At 70.0% G+C, this 16,939-nt stretch carries 17 protein-coding genes; 8 read left to right on the forward strand and 9 right to left on the reverse strand.

The genetic code is table 11. The features are described from left to right. Positions 1-15 precede the first annotated feature (15 nt). Both OG906_RS38470 and OG906_RS38475 read left to right on the forward strand, forming a co-directional pair. Positions 16-2,046 (forward strand): hypothetical protein, encoded by a 2,031-nt coding sequence (locus tag OG906_RS38470; protein ID WP_212728881.1) that lies wholly within the window; start codon positions 16-18, stop codon positions 2,044-2,046. Positions 2,047-2,251: 205 nt separating this feature from the next. Further along, positions 2,252-2,485 (forward strand): hypothetical protein, encoded by a 234-nt coding sequence (locus OG906_RS38475; RefSeq protein ID WP_200726541.1) that lies wholly within the window; start codon positions 2,252-2,254, stop codon positions 2,483-2,485. 33 nt (positions 2,486-2,518) lie between these two features. Here the strand turns inward: OG906_RS38475 and OG906_RS38480 are convergent, their stop codons facing one another. The 5 genes from OG906_RS38480 to OG906_RS38500 all read right to left on the reverse strand — a co-directional run bounded on the left by OG906_RS38480 (position 2,519) and on the right by OG906_RS38500 (position 6,482). Next, positions 2,519-3,445: an immunity 49 family protein gene (locus OG906_RS38480; RefSeq protein ID WP_200726542.1), complete on the reverse strand. Its 927-nt coding sequence runs from the start codon at positions 3,443-3,445 to the stop codon at positions 2,519-2,521. 106 nt (positions 3,446-3,551) lie between these two features. After that, positions 3,552-3,878 (reverse strand): WhiB family transcriptional regulator, encoded by a 327-nt coding sequence (locus OG906_RS38485; protein ID WP_212728879.1) that lies wholly within the window; start codon positions 3,876-3,878, stop codon positions 3,552-3,554. 157 nt (positions 3,879-4,035) lie between these two features. After that, positions 4,036-5,043, reverse strand: a complete 1,008-nt coding sequence (locus tag OG906_RS38490; RefSeq protein ID WP_212728878.1) for a hypothetical protein — start codon at positions 5,041-5,043, stop codon at positions 4,036-4,038. Between the two features lie 253 nt (positions 5,044-5,296). After that, a complete protein-coding gene (locus OG906_RS38495; protein WP_212728877.1) occupies positions 5,297-5,638 on the reverse strand; it encodes a hypothetical protein in 342 nt (113 codons plus the stop codon). 67 nt (positions 5,639-5,705) lie between these two features. Further along, a complete protein-coding gene (locus tag OG906_RS38500; RefSeq protein WP_329448971.1) occupies positions 5,706-6,482 on the reverse strand; it encodes a winged helix-turn-helix domain-containing protein in 777 nt (258 codons plus the stop codon). A 150-nt stretch (positions 6,483-6,632) separates the two neighbouring features. Between OG906_RS38500 and lexA the strand changes: the two genes are divergently transcribed. The 3 genes from lexA (at position 6,633) to OG906_RS38515 (ending at position 9,134) form a co-directional block, all read left to right on the forward strand. Continuing rightward, positions 6,633-7,334, forward strand: coding sequence for a transcriptional repressor LexA (lexA, locus tag OG906_RS38505; RefSeq protein WP_212728875.1), 702 nt, complete (start codon positions 6,633-6,635; stop codon positions 7,332-7,334). A gap of 64 nt (positions 7,335-7,398) precedes the next feature. After that, the gene (locus OG906_RS38510; RefSeq protein ID WP_212728874.1) at positions 7,399-7,719 is read left to right on the forward strand and encodes a hypothetical protein; all 321 of its coding nucleotides are present in this window, start codon (positions 7,399-7,401) and stop codon (positions 7,717-7,719) included. A 71-nt stretch (positions 7,720-7,790) separates the two neighbouring features. Continuing rightward, complete coding sequence (locus OG906_RS38515) at positions 7,791-9,134, forward strand: hypothetical protein (protein ID WP_329448972.1); 1,344 nt, start codon at positions 7,791-7,793, stop codon at positions 9,132-9,134. A 255-nt stretch (positions 9,135-9,389) separates the two neighbouring features. Here the strand turns inward: OG906_RS38515 and OG906_RS38520 are convergent, their stop codons facing one another. From OG906_RS38520 to OG906_RS38535, 4 genes are all read right to left on the reverse strand, one after another. After that, positions 9,390-10,268 (reverse strand): M48 family metalloprotease, encoded by an 879-nt coding sequence (locus tag OG906_RS38520; RefSeq protein ID WP_329448973.1) that lies wholly within the window; start codon positions 10,266-10,268, stop codon positions 9,390-9,392. A 57-nt stretch (positions 10,269-10,325) separates the two neighbouring features. Continuing rightward, a complete protein-coding gene (locus OG906_RS38525) occupies positions 10,326-12,194 on the reverse strand; it encodes an ATP-dependent helicase (protein WP_212728871.1) in 1,869 nt (622 codons plus the stop codon). Beyond that, a complete protein-coding gene (locus tag OG906_RS38530; protein ID WP_212728870.1) occupies positions 12,181-14,172 on the reverse strand; it encodes an ATP-dependent nuclease in 1,992 nt (663 codons plus the stop codon). The genes OG906_RS38525 and OG906_RS38530 overlap by 14 nt, the downstream gene beginning before the upstream one ends. A 134-nt stretch (positions 14,173-14,306) precedes the next feature. Next, the gene (locus OG906_RS38535; protein ID WP_212728869.1) at positions 14,307-15,209 is read right to left on the reverse strand and encodes a hypothetical protein; all 903 of its coding nucleotides are present in this window, start codon (positions 15,207-15,209) and stop codon (positions 14,307-14,309) included. A gap of 145 nt (positions 15,210-15,354) precedes the next feature. Here OG906_RS38535 and OG906_RS38540 point away from each other — a divergent pair, with 145 nt between their 5' ends. The 3 genes from OG906_RS38540 (at position 15,355) to OG906_RS38550 (ending at position 16,922) form a co-directional block, all read left to right on the forward strand. Then, positions 15,355-15,804, forward strand: coding sequence for a hypothetical protein (locus OG906_RS38540; RefSeq protein WP_212728868.1), 450 nt, complete (start codon positions 15,355-15,357; stop codon positions 15,802-15,804). Positions 15,805-16,296: 492 nt separating this feature from the next. After that, on the forward strand, positions 16,297-16,560 hold the full coding sequence (locus tag OG906_RS38545; RefSeq protein WP_212728867.1) for a hypothetical protein: 264 nt from the start codon (positions 16,297-16,299) through the stop codon (positions 16,558-16,560). After that, the gene (locus OG906_RS38550) at positions 16,557-16,922 is read left to right on the forward strand and encodes a hypothetical protein (protein WP_060880727.1); all 366 of its coding nucleotides are present in this window, start codon (positions 16,557-16,559) and stop codon (positions 16,920-16,922) included. Before OG906_RS38545 ends, OG906_RS38550 begins: the two co-directional genes overlap by 4 nt. Positions 16,923-16,939: the final 17 nt, after the last annotated feature.

The raw sequence follows: 16,939 nt of genomic DNA on the forward strand, positions 1-16,939 counted from the left end.
AGGAGATGGTGACCGGTGTCCCCTGGCGCTCCCGATCCGCTGCAACCGCTGGTGGACGCCCAGCGCGCCGGCGGACCCACGCCGTCCCTCGTCGACCTCGGGGGGCTCGGCCACCTCCTGCAGGACACCGCCACCTTGCTCAACCACGACGAACTGCCCACCCTCGTCGCCCTGATGTGCGCCGACCACACAGCTATCCAGGACGACCAGGCCCGTGCGTTCCTCCTCACTGCCGCCGAGGTCCCTCAGGACCCGCTCCGCCTGGAGGGTGTCATCACCTCCCTCCTCGGATGTCCCGAGGCTGTCCACGAACTCGGCGATGACTTGGCCGACATCTGGCTCGATGCCAGCCGCAGCCACACCGACCTCCTGGGCGGCATCGCCCTGGAAGGCACTGCCCGCGTCGTCTTGGCCGGCGCCGCCGCCGAATATGGCCTCCTGGACCGTCTGCGCCGCCTGAACCAGGAACTTGCACGGATCGACGACGACTACGCCCTGCGCACCGTCAGAGTCGCAGGAGCCGTCGCCGAGCATTTCGACTCGCCCGCCCCCGGCCTCCTCCTGAGTCAGCTGGTCGAACGCGACGATGTCTCCGAGGACGCCGCCTTCGAACTCGGCATGCTCGCCCTGCGCCAAGCCCTGCACACCAACGACGCTGACCGCGCCCGCCCACTCCTTCTTGAAGCCCGTCGACACCTCAGCGACGCCCACCAGGACGAAGAACGACCCGACGCGGCCGCCTTCGGCGCCGCCATCGACGCGATCCTCGCCTTCTCCGCCGGCGCTCCTCTCCCCGACGACGCCAGAAGCCAGCTCGACGAAGCCGTCCTGGAACTACGCCTCAACCTCCTGGGCCTGCCACCTGGGTGGCGCACTCCGCGGCTGGACACCCTCACCGCCTGGCAACACCTCCTCGATACCCTCACCCGCGCACAGCACGCGGACCGCCCCGGAGCCTGGCTCCACGCCGCCGCCGTGATCAGCGATCTCGTGGACGTCTACACCGCTCACCGGACGCTCGACCTGTTCGCCCCCTCCTCGACCCCGGCCAATCTCCAGCCGGGGCCTGTTGTACCAGCGGCCACGCACGGCCTTCATTCCCTCCTCGCTCCCCGAGTCGAGGCCACCCTCCTCGCGCACGAAGGCGGACTGGCCCTTCTGGACGAGTGGCTGGAAGAACTCGTCGAGGACCCTGGCCGCGACCAGGACCCGACCACCACGCTCGTTCGGGAACAGGCCGCCCGGCTCCGGCAGGCGCTGGACACCGGGGGTGGTGCCTCGTCCCCAAAACCTGACCGCCCGGCGGCACAACTCGCCGGGCTCGGGCTCTCCTCAGCAGATACCGAGCGCCTACAGAACCTTCTGGCAGACGTACCGGAACTGAGTGAGCGGATCGCAGCGATGCTCGCCTCCCGGCAAGCCGCCCTGCCGGTCGACGAAGTGCCCATCATCGCTACGGCGTTCCGCGACACCCACCGCCAACTGCAGGAGCAATGCCCGGACGGATACGTCGGGCAGTTCGCCGCTGACGTGGACCGCATGGTCCTGCACCTGCTCCGGTTCGTCGACCTGCGGCTGTCCGAGACACAGAAGTACGGGGGACAAGCGCGGGCCTACCTCCGCCAACTCAAGAAGGACGAGGACAAACCCCGCGAAGCCGAACTCGGCCGCGACCTCCGCGACTTCCTGCGCGGCCAGGGCCTGCGGGTGCGCATGGAGGAAACCAACATCGGGGGCGGCCGCGTCGACATCGCCTGGCAGCCGCACACCGAACTCATCACCCTGGAGCTCAAGCGGGACTGGACCGACTCTTCCTGGGACGCGTACGCCAAGACCTACGGGCCCCAGGCGATTTCGTACCAGGTCGCCGGCCCACCCGTGAACTTCCTCGTGGTCCTGGATCTCACCCCGAAGCCGCATGGTCTCGCGGCCATCCCGGCGTGTATCCAGGTCCGCACCCTGCCGGGCCCCGCCGGCGACCCTCGTCCGCGCACCCTGATCATGGTCCGAGTTCAGGGCAACAAACGAGACCCCAGCGACGTGTAGCCGGTCATCGCCTCCGGCGTGCCCAGACCACCACGGGAGCGCCGTCAGGTCCGTGGGTGAAAGCCCGGGCGGCGCCGCACGCGGCACAGTGGACAGCGAAGTACCGGGCGGGCGGTTCGCCCCGGGCGACAGCCAGGCACGTTCGGCACGCTCTGCGCTCGTCGAACTCCCCGGCGTATGGCCGCACGACCGGGACCTCGATTCCGTGGCCGCTGCACAAGAGCCGCATGCCGGCGGCCAGACCAGTGGGCGGCTCCTCGCCCGGCGCGAGGCCGTGCAGCTCACCGGTCCTCGGCGCGCGAACCACCACCGCAGGCGACCGAAGACCGGCGCCGTCCATGGTCACGCGTGGCGGCGACGCCTGAGCCGGCTGCGGGAGGCGCTGGTACACATGGCCCGCCAGTACGGGTACGTCGACGCGGACGTGGACCTGCTGTAACCCCCGAGGTCCGGCGACGACGGTTCTGCCGGGTCAGGAGCCGACAGGGGTAGGCGGCTTCAGCAGCGAGGTCGGAAGGTAGGCGGACCTGGTCCGCAGGTCCCAGCCATGCGCCTGCACGGCGAGTGCGGCCAAGGCGATCGCGCCAAAGGGAAGCAGACTCCCGGGCGCGGGATTCTCACCGACGCCGACACGGTGCTGCGCCAGTCGTTCGTCCAAGGCCCGCTCGAAGGCGCTCTGATCGTCGCGGAGCAGGACGCGCAGCAGGCGCTGGTCGGGACTCACGGCGTGGGCCGCGTCCAAGGCGAGGGCCGCGTCCAGTCGCTCGTCCGTCGATGGCTTGGTCAGCGTCACCTGTGGCCAGTCTCGGGGCAGGTGACCGCGGGCCGGGGTCAGGTAGCCGCACAGGGCGTCCATTTGCGCGAGGTCGGCCGAATCGGAGACGGAGTCCCGGCCGGCGTGGGGCAGGCTGTTGCGCAGTGCGGGCGCGAAGTCGTTGCGCAGGAGCAGACCGATCACCCGTTCCCAGTCCCGCACCAGACCGCTGGAGACGCAGATATCGAAGGCGTCGACCCATGTGCGGGCGGTGACCGTGTCGGTCGCGTCGTGCATCTCGTCATAGTCCAGCTCCTCGCTGGTCAGACGCGTCCCGGTCAAAGGCAAGGGGATCGCCCAGTCGCCGTGGGGAAAGCAGCCCCGGTCCAGCACGCCCAGGCGGCATTCAGCAGCGGTGACCAGGGCGAGGCGAGTGCGCTCGTCGTCGAGGTCGGGGTCCTGGATGGTGCGCGCTGCGACGTGGTCGAGCAGCTCGTGGCCGAGTTCCTCGAGCATCACGCGCATCGGAAAGCCACGCTGATAGACGTCCTCGAAACGCTCCTGGACACGGTCCGTCTTGTCGCCGAGGGCCTGGTCGAGGCGCTGCTGGTTCACGGGGTGGCGTGGCGCGTTGCTGATCTCCATCGGTGAATCCTGTCAGGCGCCACCGACAGCGCCGTTCTCGCGCTTTCCGTCCGGCGACCGCATTCCGGTGACGCGGGCTCCGAAGGCCTTGTGCGAGCGGGGGTGATCACCCCGTGGCGTTCCAGGGCTGCTGGTCGTCGGACCGGACGATGCGCTCGTGTTCTGATCGGGCCGCTTCGAGCAGGCGGCGCCAGGAGGTGACCAGCGGCCGGCGTCGCAGGAGGGAGCGCCGTTCACGCTCGGTCATGCCTCCCCAGACGCCGTGCTCGATGCGTTTGTCGAGGGCATGGGCGAGGCACTCGGTGCGCACCGGGCAGCCGGTGCACAGAGCCTTGGCCCGGTTCTGGGCCGCGCCGTCGACGAAGAGTTCGTCCGGATCTGCGGTTCGGCAGATCGCGTGTTCGCCCCAGGTCTCCTGTTCATCCCCGACCATCTGGACGCCGTCCCCTCCCCGGTCCGGCCTGCCGTTCCCCCCGGCAGGCGCAGTCCGGAAACCGTACGGCAAGCACGCGGGTCGTGGGACCTCGCCCGGTTGCGGCAATCCCTTTGAGTGACGGCGGCCTTGACGAATCGCCGGCGCGGGGCTCGGCTCAACCGGTGCCCGAGCAACCGGGCATGGGCGGCAATGAGGCTTCGCCCGTCAGAGCGCTGGTGCGCTGCCGGATCGCCGCGAACATCTGCGCGCGATTCTCCTTGATCGGGTAGTCGATCCGGCCGTAACGCAGTTGGAGGGCGGCGGTGCGATCCGGGGACTTCAAGAGGACCAGCCCGAGGCTTTCTCCGGGCGTCAGGTCGCGGTGGCCGCACAGCTCCAGCGGCAGACCGTGGTGCGGGTCGGTCAGGGCCTGGACCAGCTCGGCGCGGCGCAGGCCGGTGTCGGAGTCGTGTTCGAGGTGCAGGATCCACCACTCCCCCAGCCTCGCCTCGTGCCCGGTGACGACCTGGGGGACGGCGACCGTGTGAAGGAGTCCGAGGCGGCGCAGCAGTCCGCTGGGCAGCCAAGCCGCGTCGCGCCATGTGGACTCGTAGGCGATCGGCTGTCGTTCGTCGTCCCACTGCTTCTCGTAGGGGGTCCAGGTGTCGCCGGCCAGCCAGCAGGCTTCTCCGCCGTTGCTCTGGATCTGCCGGGCGAGGGCTGCCTCGGCCTTCTGGAAGGCGCGGCGTGAGGGGCCGGTGAGCTGGATGCTGGTCGGCTGCCCGAGTCGGCGGAGCTCGATGCCGCGATCGGTGCGTGCGCAGATCCGGACGCCGTTGAGTCCGTAGATTTCGTCTCGTCCGGTGCGCATCGGTGCACGGGAGGGCAGCAGCCCGCCCATCAGGCTGTCGAGGCTTTCGTCGCTTTCCAGGTGGAGCTTGATGCTGTGCGGGGTGGGCTGCACGTAGCGGATGCCGAAGGGGTACTCGAAGAAGTGCCTCTGGGAGTTGAGGACCCAGTAGAACACCTCGGATTCGAGGAGCAGTTGTGCCTGCTGGGCCGGTGCCGGGATGAGGGGCGCGCCGGGCTGCAGGGCGGTAACGGCGTCACAGGCGGCTTGGCGGGGGGCGCCGGTGTAAAGGGCGTAGGTCCGGGCTCGACTGCTGGTCTGGGTGGCCGACATGGCTTCAGGCACCTTTCGCTCAGCTCCGTCGGCCCGCGGAGCGTGAGGAACAGGCACTGGTGTGCGGTGTTGCGGTCGGTGGGGTGCAGCTGATCGAAGCCGTGCTTCTTCGCCTACGCCTTGAACCAGCGGGCCGAGGTTCGCGTGAGGAGCAGCAGACCGATGCCGCACGGCGCGACTGTAGTCGTCGGGCCCGGCTCGATGGGGGCGCCACGCCGTTCGCCGGTGCGGGGTGCGGGGTGCGGGGTGCGGGTTACAGGGGGGACGCGGCCAGCTCGGCGAGTTGGCCGCGGGCGACGGCTTCTTGTCGGAGCGCGGTCCTGAGGTGCCACAACGAGATCGCCGGAAGGAGGCCGCCGAGCCGGGCCGCCGCCCTCAGTGCCTCAGCCGCCTGGGCCAGGAGCTCGGCGGCCGATCGCGCCTGCTCGGTACTCCGCCCCCCGCTCAGGCGTTCTACGATCTCGTCCAGCAGCTGTGCCAGCTCACCCGCTCCTGGGTCCTCCGGCACATCGGCTCCCCACCACCGGAGGGCAGCCTCCAAGGCCATGAGGCAGTCGGTGCGGTCGAGCGGCGGCGTGGTTCCTTCCCCGTGCATCACGATCCCCATCGTTCTCCGTCAGGGGCCCCATCGGGGCAGGAACCGCGAATCGGCTGCTCTCGGGTCAGACCCCGACGCGGGGTGAGAGGGGTTGCGAACCCGGTCGCGCTGCGGTCGGCATGGGCATGCCGCGGCGCAGGGCCTCGCGGGTGAGGGCGTCGAGCTGGGCACCAGCCGCGGTGTAGGCGTCGGCGGCGCGCGCGAGACGTTGCTCGGCGGCGGCCAGGTCTGCGGCGAGTTCTTCATCGGTTCGCGGTCGCGCGTGAAAGCCAGGCTGTGCTGAATGGTCCGTCTCACCCGGGTGGGGCGCGTCCTGCCGTGCGGAGCGGCGGATGAACACGCCCTTGCCCTTGACCGCGTAGACCAGGCCCTCGCGTTTGAGCACGCGCACCGCGTTCTGTGCGGTCGAGTTGGCGATCCCGAAGCGGTCTTGGAGTTCGCGCGCGGAGGGAAGCCGCCCGCCCGGTTCGAAGCTGCCGGACCGAATCTCCTCCCTGAGCAGGTCTGCCGTACGGACGTAGGGGGGTCTGGGGTCGTGTTCCTCGTCGATCACGTCGTTGGCGACGGGGGAGGACTCCGTCCGGGGCGCCGGCGGGAGGCCGGGGTGTGTGGTGCTGACGTAGCTGCCCCGCCCGAGCACGGAGTAGACGATGCCTTCCTGCTTCAAGACCCGCAGCGCGTTTTGCACCGTCGAGCTGGAGACTCCGAACCGCGCCTGAAGTACCCGCGCCGACGGCAGTCGGCTCCCGCGGGCGTACTCCCCGGTCTGGATCCCGGCGCGCAGCACCTCGGCCGCCTGGAGATAGGGCGGCCTCGAATCGTCTTCCAGCGGCAATGTCATGGGCGTAACCGTACGCAGCACCACTCTCCGCTCCGGGCTCTGGGCTGGCCCCCGCGGCCGCCTGGCCAGGGAAGACAGGTCGAATACCTGTGCCCTTTCCCGGAATCTCGGGTTACGGTTCGTACCTGTAAGAGCACGAAGGGGGACATCATGGAGGCCACAACGTCTCGGTACGTCGGGCGCCCTCCGGGCATCGTGACCCGGGAGGACGGACTGACCGACCGGCAGCACAGGATCGTCGACGCCATCCGGTCCAGCATCAGGGACCGCGGATACCCGCCGTCGATGCGGGAGCTGGGCCAGGCCGCCGGGCTCTCCAGCACCTCGTCCGTCGCGCATCAGATCGGCGCTCTGGTGAAGAAGGGCGTCCTGCGACAGGACCCGAAGCGTCCTCGCGCCTACGTCCCCACCACGACAGCCAGCCCCGAGGGCGGCCCCGCCGTGGAGACGGGCCCCGAAGGCGCGGTGTCCGACTCCTCGGTAGTCCACACCCCCCTCGTCGGCCGCATCGCCGCCGGCGTTCCCATCACCGCCGACGAGCAGGTCGAGGATGTGCTCGCGCTGCCGAGGCAACTCGTCGGCAGCGGGCAGGTGTTCGCGCTCACGGTCAGCGGCGAGTCGATGATCAAGGCGCACATCATGGACGGCGACACAGTCGCCGTCAGGGTGCAGCCGGACGCCGAGAACGGCGAGATCGTCGCCGCCATGATCGACGGCGAGGCGACGGTCAAGCGACTCAAGCGGGAGGGCCCGAGGGTGTGGCTCATGCCGGAGAACGACGCCTTCGAGCCCATCTGCGGCGACGCGGCGTCCATCCTCGGCAAGGTCGTGGCGGTCATGCGCAGCGTGTGAGCACGCCGGTCGGGGATTTCGGCAGACCGGAAGCGGTGACGTTCGTTTTGGGGTGGGGAAACGCATGAGCGAGGAAGCAACGCCGGACGTGACGTGGGAAGAGATCGCGGACAGCTGGCGGCTGGACGAACTTCTCGAAGGCCGCATGCGGCCCACCACGAGCGACGACGTGCTGACGCTGATGACGATCGGGGCGCTGCGCGGCCGGCGGCCGCCACTGAGTGCGGCCGCGCGGCGCAAGGCCCTCGACGCCATGATGGCGGCGGCTGACGGCGGCGCGGGAGCCGAAGAGGACCAAACGCCGCGGGATCCTGCCCGTATCGAGCAGACTCGTCAGGCCGCGCTGCGTGCCCTCGAAGAGGCCCAGCAGCAAGCCGAGGAGTGACCAACCCCAGGCGGCCACCGCAAGGCGCGGACATGAGTGCCTTCGAACCGAGCACTATCGTTGACCAGGGCATGAGCGTTCGGAACCTCCTCGACACGGCCTTCGCGCAACCGGCCGCCCCGGCTACGCGTGACAGCGGCCTCACCTTCACCGCCCTGACCTCGGGCGCCTGGAAGGAGTTCCTTCTCGGTCCCGGCGCTGGGCCCGGCAGATCGGGATCCTGGGACGAGCAGCTGGCGGTGCTATGGAAGCGAGTGGTCGCCGAGTGCGGAGAGGCACAACGACTCGCGAACGAGCACGCCATCGACTGGGAGCTGGCTCCTCACGAGTCCAAGGCAGTCCTCGCGCTGTGCGGGCCGGACGACGTCATCATCGACGTCGCCGCGGCCGCACTGGCGACCCAGCGGGAGCAGTGGGAGCTCGAGCGGCGCTTCGCCCAAATCCATCGCCGCCTGCCCTCGGACCTGTCCGGCCTGGTGCCCGCGGACGTCGGCGCGCTGCGGTCCGGTCTGCTGGACGAGCAGGATTTCCGCACCAGCACCTACACCGTGCAACAGGAGCGAGCCGTGCGGTGGCTGCGCGCCCTGACCGGCACCGCCGCCTACCTGGCCGCCGTGCACATGGTCCCCGCCCCGCTCGCCCTGGACGTGGTCACCACCGCCCCGCTGGACGAACCGACCCGGGACGCTCTGCGACTGCCGGCCCCCTGGTCCCTCATCACGCACGACGCCGTCCCCCTGCGCGCGGCCCAAGCCGACGACGACGAGCTCGCCGCGCTGATCGAGGACGGCGTGTGCGTGGGACTGGAGCCAGTCATCCTCGGCGGCCTGCTCGCCTCCCAGCCCGATGGCCGGCTGGACACGACGTCCGGGTTCCTGCTCATCTCCTCCCTCGACGCGACGGGGAAGCGATGCCAGGTGCTGCAGCCGACCGCGTACGGCGACCACGGCGGCGGCCGCGTGCTGTACGGGTATGCCGCGCAGTTGGCGTTCGCCCGATGGACGCAGCCGCCCGCTCTGCCGGACCCCGGTCCGCGCCCCACGTCGCGCAGCTCCTTGGGCAGGATCGCCACGAGCGAGGCCGGGCGGGCTGGCGGCTTCCATGGGGTCCGTGTCCTGGACTTCACCCCTCCGCCCGAGGGACCGCCCGAGCAGCGCACGGCGCCAACCGGCTCGCGGGGGCCGCTCGTCGTCGGCACGTGGCGGCGGGCGCACTGGAAGCCCGGAGTGCGGATCGGGATCCGCGACAGTGACGGGCGGCTCGTCGGGCCGGTCTACAAGGACGGTGCGGTCGAGGGCGTCACGTTCACTCGTGAGCGCCGGTTCTTCCTCCGCGCGCGGGTCCGCGCCGACCTCCCCCTCGCACCCGCCACCCCGGTCTACCGGATCCCGAACCCCGGCGCTGCGAGCCGGTGATCTCATGTGAAAGAGAGAGCCGGTCGCGCCAGACGGTCGCGAGAGCGGGTTGCCGCGGCCGGAGGGCGGCTGATCACGCCTGAACCGGCGGAGTACACCCCCGGACGCAGCGCACGGGGGGACGCGGCGTCCAGGGGGACTGCTCGACAAAGTACCGCGCCAACCGGCCGCTTATCGCACATATCGGGGAATCCCATCACGCGTCGGCGCGCAGCGCGGGTTCGTGGACGGGAAGCAGTGGGCGAGGAGGTCGGATCAACTGGCGGCCGGCGTGTGCAGTGGGTGCACGGCCTGCCCGCGTGCGTCGGGCAACGGGACGTGTTCGGCGCACAGGATCCGCAGGCGCAGTGGCGGGTGCGTGCGCAGGCCCCGCACCGTCACCCAGATCCGGGGCAGTACGGCGCGGGCGCGGTCACGTTCGAGGTCCTCGCGCCACATGTCGGCTACGGCGGTCCGGCCGCAGACGCGGGCGGCTGCGAGGTCGCAGGCGAGTTCGCCCCACCAGAAGAACAGGGTGTTCAGCGCCCAGGCGGCGGCTGCGGTCAGGGCGAAGGCGGGCAGGGGCAGCAGGCCCGCGGCCAGGCCGGCCACCGCGACGGCGGCGGACTCGGCGGCGATGCGCTTGCCGGTGTCGCGGCGCTGGAGGTGGGCGAGTTCGTGCTCCAGGACCGCGGGGAGGTGGTTGGTGTGTCGGGGGTGGAGCCACCGCATGCCGAGCCACACGTGGCCTCGGCGGCCGTGGCCGGTGGAGCGGGCGTCGGCCCAGCTGCCGGTCTCGCTGGAAGTGGCCAGGGTGACCTTCTTCAGTCCGCGCTCGGCAGTGGTGCGGCGTACGTGCTCGGTGGTCTGCCGCATCCGGGTGGCGATGTGGCGGTACGTGTCGCTGTCGGACGGGTCGGGCTTGCGGCTTGCGTGGGCCTGCCAGGTCAACGCCTGGGCTGACGGCCCCATGGCGATCGCCGACTTCTGCCGGGCGCGGCCCTGCACCGCCCACAGTCCGCCGGCCGCCGCCGCCACGCCGACGGCGATGCCGGCCGCCGGTCCGCGCAGCTGTGTCATGACGGCCTCGCTGATGATCGCCGTCGCCACCATGGCCTGCCCGGCGTGGCGTTGCAGCATCTCCCCCAGTGTCATGGTGATCACCGTAGTCGGATGCCGGAGCGTCGGACGGGGCCGGGGACGGCCGCCTGGTCAGGTCTGTTCGTCGGGGAAGAGCCGCCGCGCCATCTCGATCACGAAGGCTGAGGGCCCCAACGACATCCAGTATCCGTTCCTGGTCTCGTACCCGGGGCCGACGATCATGGTCACGGTCGACTCGGCACGGGTGAGGGCGACGTAGAAGGTGCGCCTCTGCTCCGCGAGCTCCGTCTCCGTGGGTTTCCGCCACTGCTTCCCGCTCGGGACATCACGCGGAATGATGCCCTGGAGGAGGCCCGGCAGGATCACGGTGTCGAACTCTCGGCCCTTGGCTGCGTGGTAGGTGGCGAGCAGTACCTTCCCGATGACTTCCTCGCCGCGCGCGAGGTCCTGCAGCAGAAAGTCCTTGGACCTGCACAGGTCGGCCATGCGGTCGAGGCTGCTCGTGTTGTCCTGGTCGGGGTGTCCCGCGGCTATCTCGTCAAGAGCCAAGCCGGCGCGCAGCTGCTCCAGCCAGGCGAGGGCAGGGGCTTCGGCTGGGTAGAGCTCCTCGGGGTCGAGGCACAGTTGCAGAGCCCTGGGCACGAAGAGCCGCGAGGGGGACGGGGCGAGCTGGGCCTCGGTACGCAGCGTGGTGAAGGCGCGGGCCAGGGAGGCAAGTGACGGCGCCTGCGTACGGCGCAGCATGTCGGCGCGATCGGCGCCGGATGCGGTGTGGATCTGGTAGTTGGTGACGGCGCGGCTGGCGCACCGCTGGACGAAGCGGGAAAGGCTGCCGGCGGGGAGCTTGTCGTCACCTTCGTGCCGGAAGTCCAGCTCGCGTCGGGTGAGCTCGCTGCGGACTTCGTCGAGCAGGCGACCGCGAGCGGGGTAGAGGATGGCGATCCGCTCGGGGCTGATGCCCTTGTTCTGCGCCTGTTCGACCAGGTCGCAGGTCACTCGGGCGTGGTCCGCGAGCCCTCCCTCGACCTGTTCGAGGTTGACGTCGCCTGGGGGTGCCCCTTCGCGGGCGAGGCGGCCTCGGGAAAGGCCGAGGGCGGCTTCGGCGGCGGTGATGATGTCCTGGCCGCTGCGGTAGTTGACCTCGAGTTCGAGATCGCGGAAGTCCGCTCGGCCTGCCAGCTCGGTCAGGTACTTGGCGTCGGCTCCGGTGAATCCGTAGACAGACTGGTCGGTGTCCCCGACGGCGAAGACGGTGATGCCGGCCAGGTCGCGCAGCGCGAGCACGAGTTCGTGGAGGACTCCGCCGAGGTCCTGGTACTCGTCGACGACGAGGTGGGGAAAGCGGGAGCGCAGGAGGTCGCGGACATGTGCGTGCTCCCTGACGATGTGCACGGCCCGGGTGACCATGGCCTCGAAGTCGATCTCGCCTCTGAGGATGAGCTGTTCCTCGTAGAGGCGTGCCGCCTGGACTTCCCGCGGGTCGAAGCTGTCCAGGTCCTCGTTGCAGGCCAGGGCCCGGCGAATCCGGGTGCTCTGGGGCATGCGGTGCTGGGCGAGGACCTCGCCGATGCCGGCCTGGTCGAAGCACCGCTGCAGAAGCGCTTCGGTGGCCGCCTTGTTGAGGACCTGTCCTGCTTGAGGTGCCGACTGCCCGGTCAGGTGTGCGAAGGCGCGGAGGATCTCGTTCAGGCAAAAGGCGTGCACGGTGGAGCAGGTGATCCGCCCTTCGGCGCGCACGCCGCTGCGCAGGACGCGGCGGCGGATCTCCTCGGCCGCCGCGTTGGTGTAGGTGATGCAGGCCACGCCGCGGAAGGCCGAGATCTGCGTCTGGAGCACGTAGGCGATCCGGGCGACGAGGGTGCGTGTCTTCCCGCTTCCGGGCCCGGCCCGCAGTACGACGTTGCCGTCGTGGAGAACGGCGGTCCGCTGCCTGGGGTGCAGACTGTCGAGCTCTGCGAGCAGGGTGTCACTGACCTGCATCGCTGCCCTGCCCGTTGGCCTGTGGCGCCGTGTGGCCGGTGAGTAGTGAGGTTCCGCGGGCCGCGCGGCTGATGCGTTCCATGGCCAGGAAGAGGTAGGACGCCGTGCCCAGGCGGCGCAGGGCGTGCTCGTCCAGGGGGACAAGGTCGTCCGTGATGTTGGCTTCGGACCGGATCCGGGCGTCCAGGTCGACCTGGGCGATGTGCGCGGCGAGGCGCTGGGCGAAGCGGCCCTTGCCGAGGTCGCCGATGCGCTTGAGCATCTTCTTCCGCAGCTCGGGGTCGATCGTCGTGTTCAGCTCGTTGGCGACCCCGCGGCTCACGTCGTCGATCGCGGTGGCGTTGCCGTTCAGCTCCTTGAAGGCTTGGATGATCTCCTCGCCGAACATGGAGCACAGGTCGGTCTCCAGGGTCTGGGCGCCGACGTAGACGCCGTGGTCCTGGAGTTCTGAGGCGAGGGGATCGCGGGTCGTTTGGTAGTCGGCCGCGCCGGTTTCCGGCAGGCGGGCAATCTGGTCGCGGAGCGCCTTGCCGCGGGCTTCGTCGGGGTGGAGGTTCGCGCCTCGCTTGAGGCCGGCTTCCCGTCGGCCGCGCTTGTCGCGGGCGGCGTCTCCGTCGGTGATGACCACGTGGGGGGTGTCGAGGCCCTTCGGGCCGAGGAGTGCCCGGTAGGGCTTGAAGTCGGTGCCGTGGACGCTGGCCACCACGGTGCCGTAGGCGTCGAGGTCGAAGCCGGCGGCTTCGGCCAGGGCGGGGAGGATGTACAGCTCGGCCAGTCCTTCGACCAGGACGACGGCGGAGGCGAAGAGGACCTCGGCGCGGCTGACGTCGAGGTAGCGCTCCAGGTCCGCGGCCTGCTCGCTGGTGACGGGGAGGGCGGACGTTGTGGCACCGGTAGTGCCGTTCTCCGTTGCGCGCAGCACGATGAAGGAGCGGACCGGGGCGACGGCGGCGATGTGCGGACTGTGGGTGGTGAGGACGAGCGACGGTCCGCTGCGCAGCAGGTACCCGAAGAGGTGCCGCTGGAGGGTGACGTGGAGGTGGGCTTCGGGCTCCTCCACGGCGACGAGGGTGGCGATGAATTCCTCGTCGTCTCGCTGCTGGCTGAGGGCTTCGAGCAGCAGGCCGAGGTAGATGACGTTGGCGCTGCCCAGGCTGGTGTCGGAGATGCTTCTGCGGCGTGCCGTGTCGAAGAAGAGGCGTACGGCGCGGATCAGTTCGTCCGGCTTGGAGGAGGCGAACCCCAGGGTGGGTTGGACCGCCAGGCGCGGCCCGAACATCGCGCCGAGCCGGTCCGTCAGGTGTCCTTCCAGCTTGGCGACGTTGTCGTCCTTGGTGAGCTGGTCGACTGCCGTGGCCATGGCCGAGGCGGTGGCTTCCAGGTTGACCGGGTCAAGGGGGAGCCGTTCGAGGAGGTCCCTCATAGGGCTGCGGCGCCAGTTGTGCAGGTCTGCCTCGGCGTCTCGCAGGGCCGGCAGGACGCGCAGGGCAACTTCGCGGCGGATGGCGCGCACGTCGTTGGTCTCGCGGTCGCCGGCGAAGACGACGACGTCGTAGTCCTTCGCGGTCAGCGGCCGGCCGGTCGGCTGCACGCGGGAGCCATCGGCCGTTGCCACCTCCGTCCGCGGGGCGAAGCGGTAGGTCAGCCGGGCTACGTAGGGGTCGAAGTCCACCGCGGCGCTGGACAGAATGCTCTTGGCGTCGGCGTCGTCGTCGAAGCCTCGGAGTTCGACCACGATGGTCACTTCGGCTCCGCCGGCCAGGCCCGCGGGGTGTCCTTCCCAGATGTCTTCCTCGCGCAGCATGCGCCGTGCGTCGGAGATGGACGGGTCGAGGACCAGGCGGATCGCTTCCAGCAGGTTCGACTTGCCGACGCCGTTCTCGCCGACGACTACGGCGTGGGCGGGGAAGTCGTCGATGACCAGGTGCCGGAAGTTGCGGAAGTTGCGTATCTCGATCCGCGAAATGTGCAGGCCCATTGATCCCCTTGGCGATCTGGTGCGATGTGGTGATTCATCATTCCAGGACCGTCCACGCCGGTGGGCCCTTTCTCAGCGTCCGGTGGTCTGCCGGCCCCGCCGGTGCGATCTCTGCGGCTGTGCCGGTCGAGTCGCTAGTCGGGCCCGGGGTCGGCGTGGATGTTCAGGTCGGCGAGCAGGGCGCGGCGTTCGCGTTCCTCTCGGTTCAGGAGTTCCGCGAGGATCAGCGGATCACGGCGGGAGGTGATCGCATCGCGTACGACGGAGGCGAGGACGTCGGGCGGCAGGGCCTCAGCCTGGGTGGTGGAGCTGCCGGTGAAGGAGCGGTTGTCGGTGGTTTTCGTGGGGGCGGTCGGCAGCCGGTGTTCCTCGATCTGCTGCTCGGTGACTGCCAGGCGCTCGAAGACGACTTCCGAACCGGGGGCGTCCACGGTGGCGAACGCCGCGACGTCCTCCGCGAGCGCGGAGAACAGGTGCACCCCGCTCGGATCCCAGTCCGATACGACGAACACCCTCACGGGCCGGGGATCGGCGGCCATGCGCAGCGCCGCGGTCCGTTTCGCCGGCAGGCCGCTGAACCCGCTGCCCGAGTACACAGGCACTCCGTACGGGTCGGCCACAGCGCGGAGCTGGTTGACCATCCCCGCTGTCTCCGACCACACCTCCAGCCGGATCGGCTGGCCTGTCTGCCGGTCCAGCCGGTAGCCGTCCGCAGCCTGCCGCAGCGCGGCATGGAAGTCGTCGGGGCCGGCGTAGAAGACGGGTTCCGCTTTCAATTCGGTGTCGTCGCGGAGCGCTTCCCAGGGGATTCGGCCCGACCGGCGGCCCATCCCGATCACCTCGATCAGCCGCTTGTAGGTACGGGACTCCTTGGCCAGTACCCCGTCGGAGATCAGCGAGTACCAGACCTGCCTGATCGTGAGGGGCAGGTGGTCCGTGTATCGGTTCAGGACCCGGTCCACGGCCGCGAGCAGTTCCAGCGAGGACGCCTGGGGCTTCCAGCACGGCTGGTATCCGCGTGAGCGCCGATTGGGCATGGTCACCTCCCGACGGCGAAAGGGACGCCATGGCGTCCCTTTCAACGATCGCCGCACAGAACGCAAGATGCCAGGCCCCTTCCTGCCCCTTCCCGAATGGGCGACATCCGGGGCGACCTGGTGTCGACTGCCTCGTTGACAGGCCATGACGGACTTCAAGGAGTGGATGGCGCAGGTCGCGGCTGTACCCGGCCCGAGCGAGGAGCGGCTGGCGCAGTTGCACGGCGTGGACGGGATCGACGGCCTCACCGAAGGAGAGGCCCAGGCGTGGCTTCTGCGGGTCATGGTCGACTACCGACGCGAGCCCATCGGCTGGCAGGCCCGCGTGATGGTGGGACGCGCCGGACCCGAGTGCACAGGCCCGGTCGTTGTCCCGGCCGGCAGCCGGTTCCCCCAGGCGGTCACGGCCGTGATGGACCAGGCGCAGGACCTCGCCAACATCACACGCAGGCCCGTACGGGTCATCCACGGCGTCGATGGCAAGCCGGACCGGTTCCTTCCCACCCTGGCGAAGTTCGCGCCCGACATGACCGGCTTCACCTCGCCAGTGTGGGCCGCGATCCCCGAACCCATGGAGGACCCAGTCCCGTCCTGAGAACCGGACGCCGCACCGGCTGTACCGGAACTTCGATCCCCGGCTCCCTACGTCGGCTGACGACGGCGCCCAGTGTGGCGGCCGCACCTTGGCCGCCCCGCTACCGTGTGCGGGCATGGATGGCAGCCTTCCCCATGTTGATCCCGCCTCGGACCATCGCCTCTGTGGGATCTGCCCCGCCCTTCGGTTCCCGCGTACGGTCTTCGTCGTCTTCGATCGGCCGTGTCGCGAGGCCCCCTTCGACCCGGCTGACGGACATCGGTACACCCTCGACGGGAGGCCGGCCTGCGTTCACCCGCACAAGCTCGGCCTGCCGCCTGACCACACCGCGGCGCCGCGCGAGTCTGCGCCCATCGACGCTGGCCGTATGCAGGCGCGTACCCGGTGGTGGCCTTGGGGGCGCGGCCGGTAGGGCGGCGCGGCGGTTGGCAGCAGTTTCCGTTCGCCCGTTCTGCTAGCCGCTGGTACCAGCACCTAGCTACAGTGGTGTGTATGGGAAAGCAGACGAATATCCGGCTGGACGACGCCGTCAAGGCGGCCGCCGAGGACCGGGCCAAGCGCCGCGGACTGAGCCTGCAGGGCTACGTTGCCGACTTGATCGAGGCCGATGTGAACCAGTCCCGTGCCGCCTTCATGGCCGGCGCCGCGACGTTCCTGGCCCAGTATGCGGACACGTTCGAGGCGGAGGTCGGCGAGGACCGCTACCCCGGCCTCCCGGAGGGGCTGATGGAGAGCGCGCCGAGGGACGCCGCGTGAATCTCCGCATCGATCTCGCCTGGATCTTGGCTGTGGCGCAGCAGATCCCGGGTGACCCCCAGGTCGTCGACTACGGCGTGCCAGTAGCAGCTGAAGCACGTCATCGCGCGGAGGTCCTGGACCACGAGGTCTATCCCGAGCCCCACCACAAAGCCGCCGCGCTGCTGTGTGAACTGGCGAGGAACCCCAGCCTTGAGGTACGCAACCTCTTGTTCGCGGCCACGGTGACGGCGGCCTACCTGTCGGCATGCGGCCTCCCGGTCAGCCCTGGGCTGGACACCGTGATTCCCTTGGCCCGCGCCGCCCGGGACGGGCTCCCGGTGCGAGAGGTCGCCGCTCAGATCAAGACCTGGACAAGCTGATCGGGCATGGCCGTGGG

It is taken from the genome of Streptomyces sp. NBC_01426, assembly GCF_036231985.1.
GTDB lineage: Bacteria > Actinomycetota > Actinomycetes > Streptomycetales > Streptomycetaceae > Streptomyces.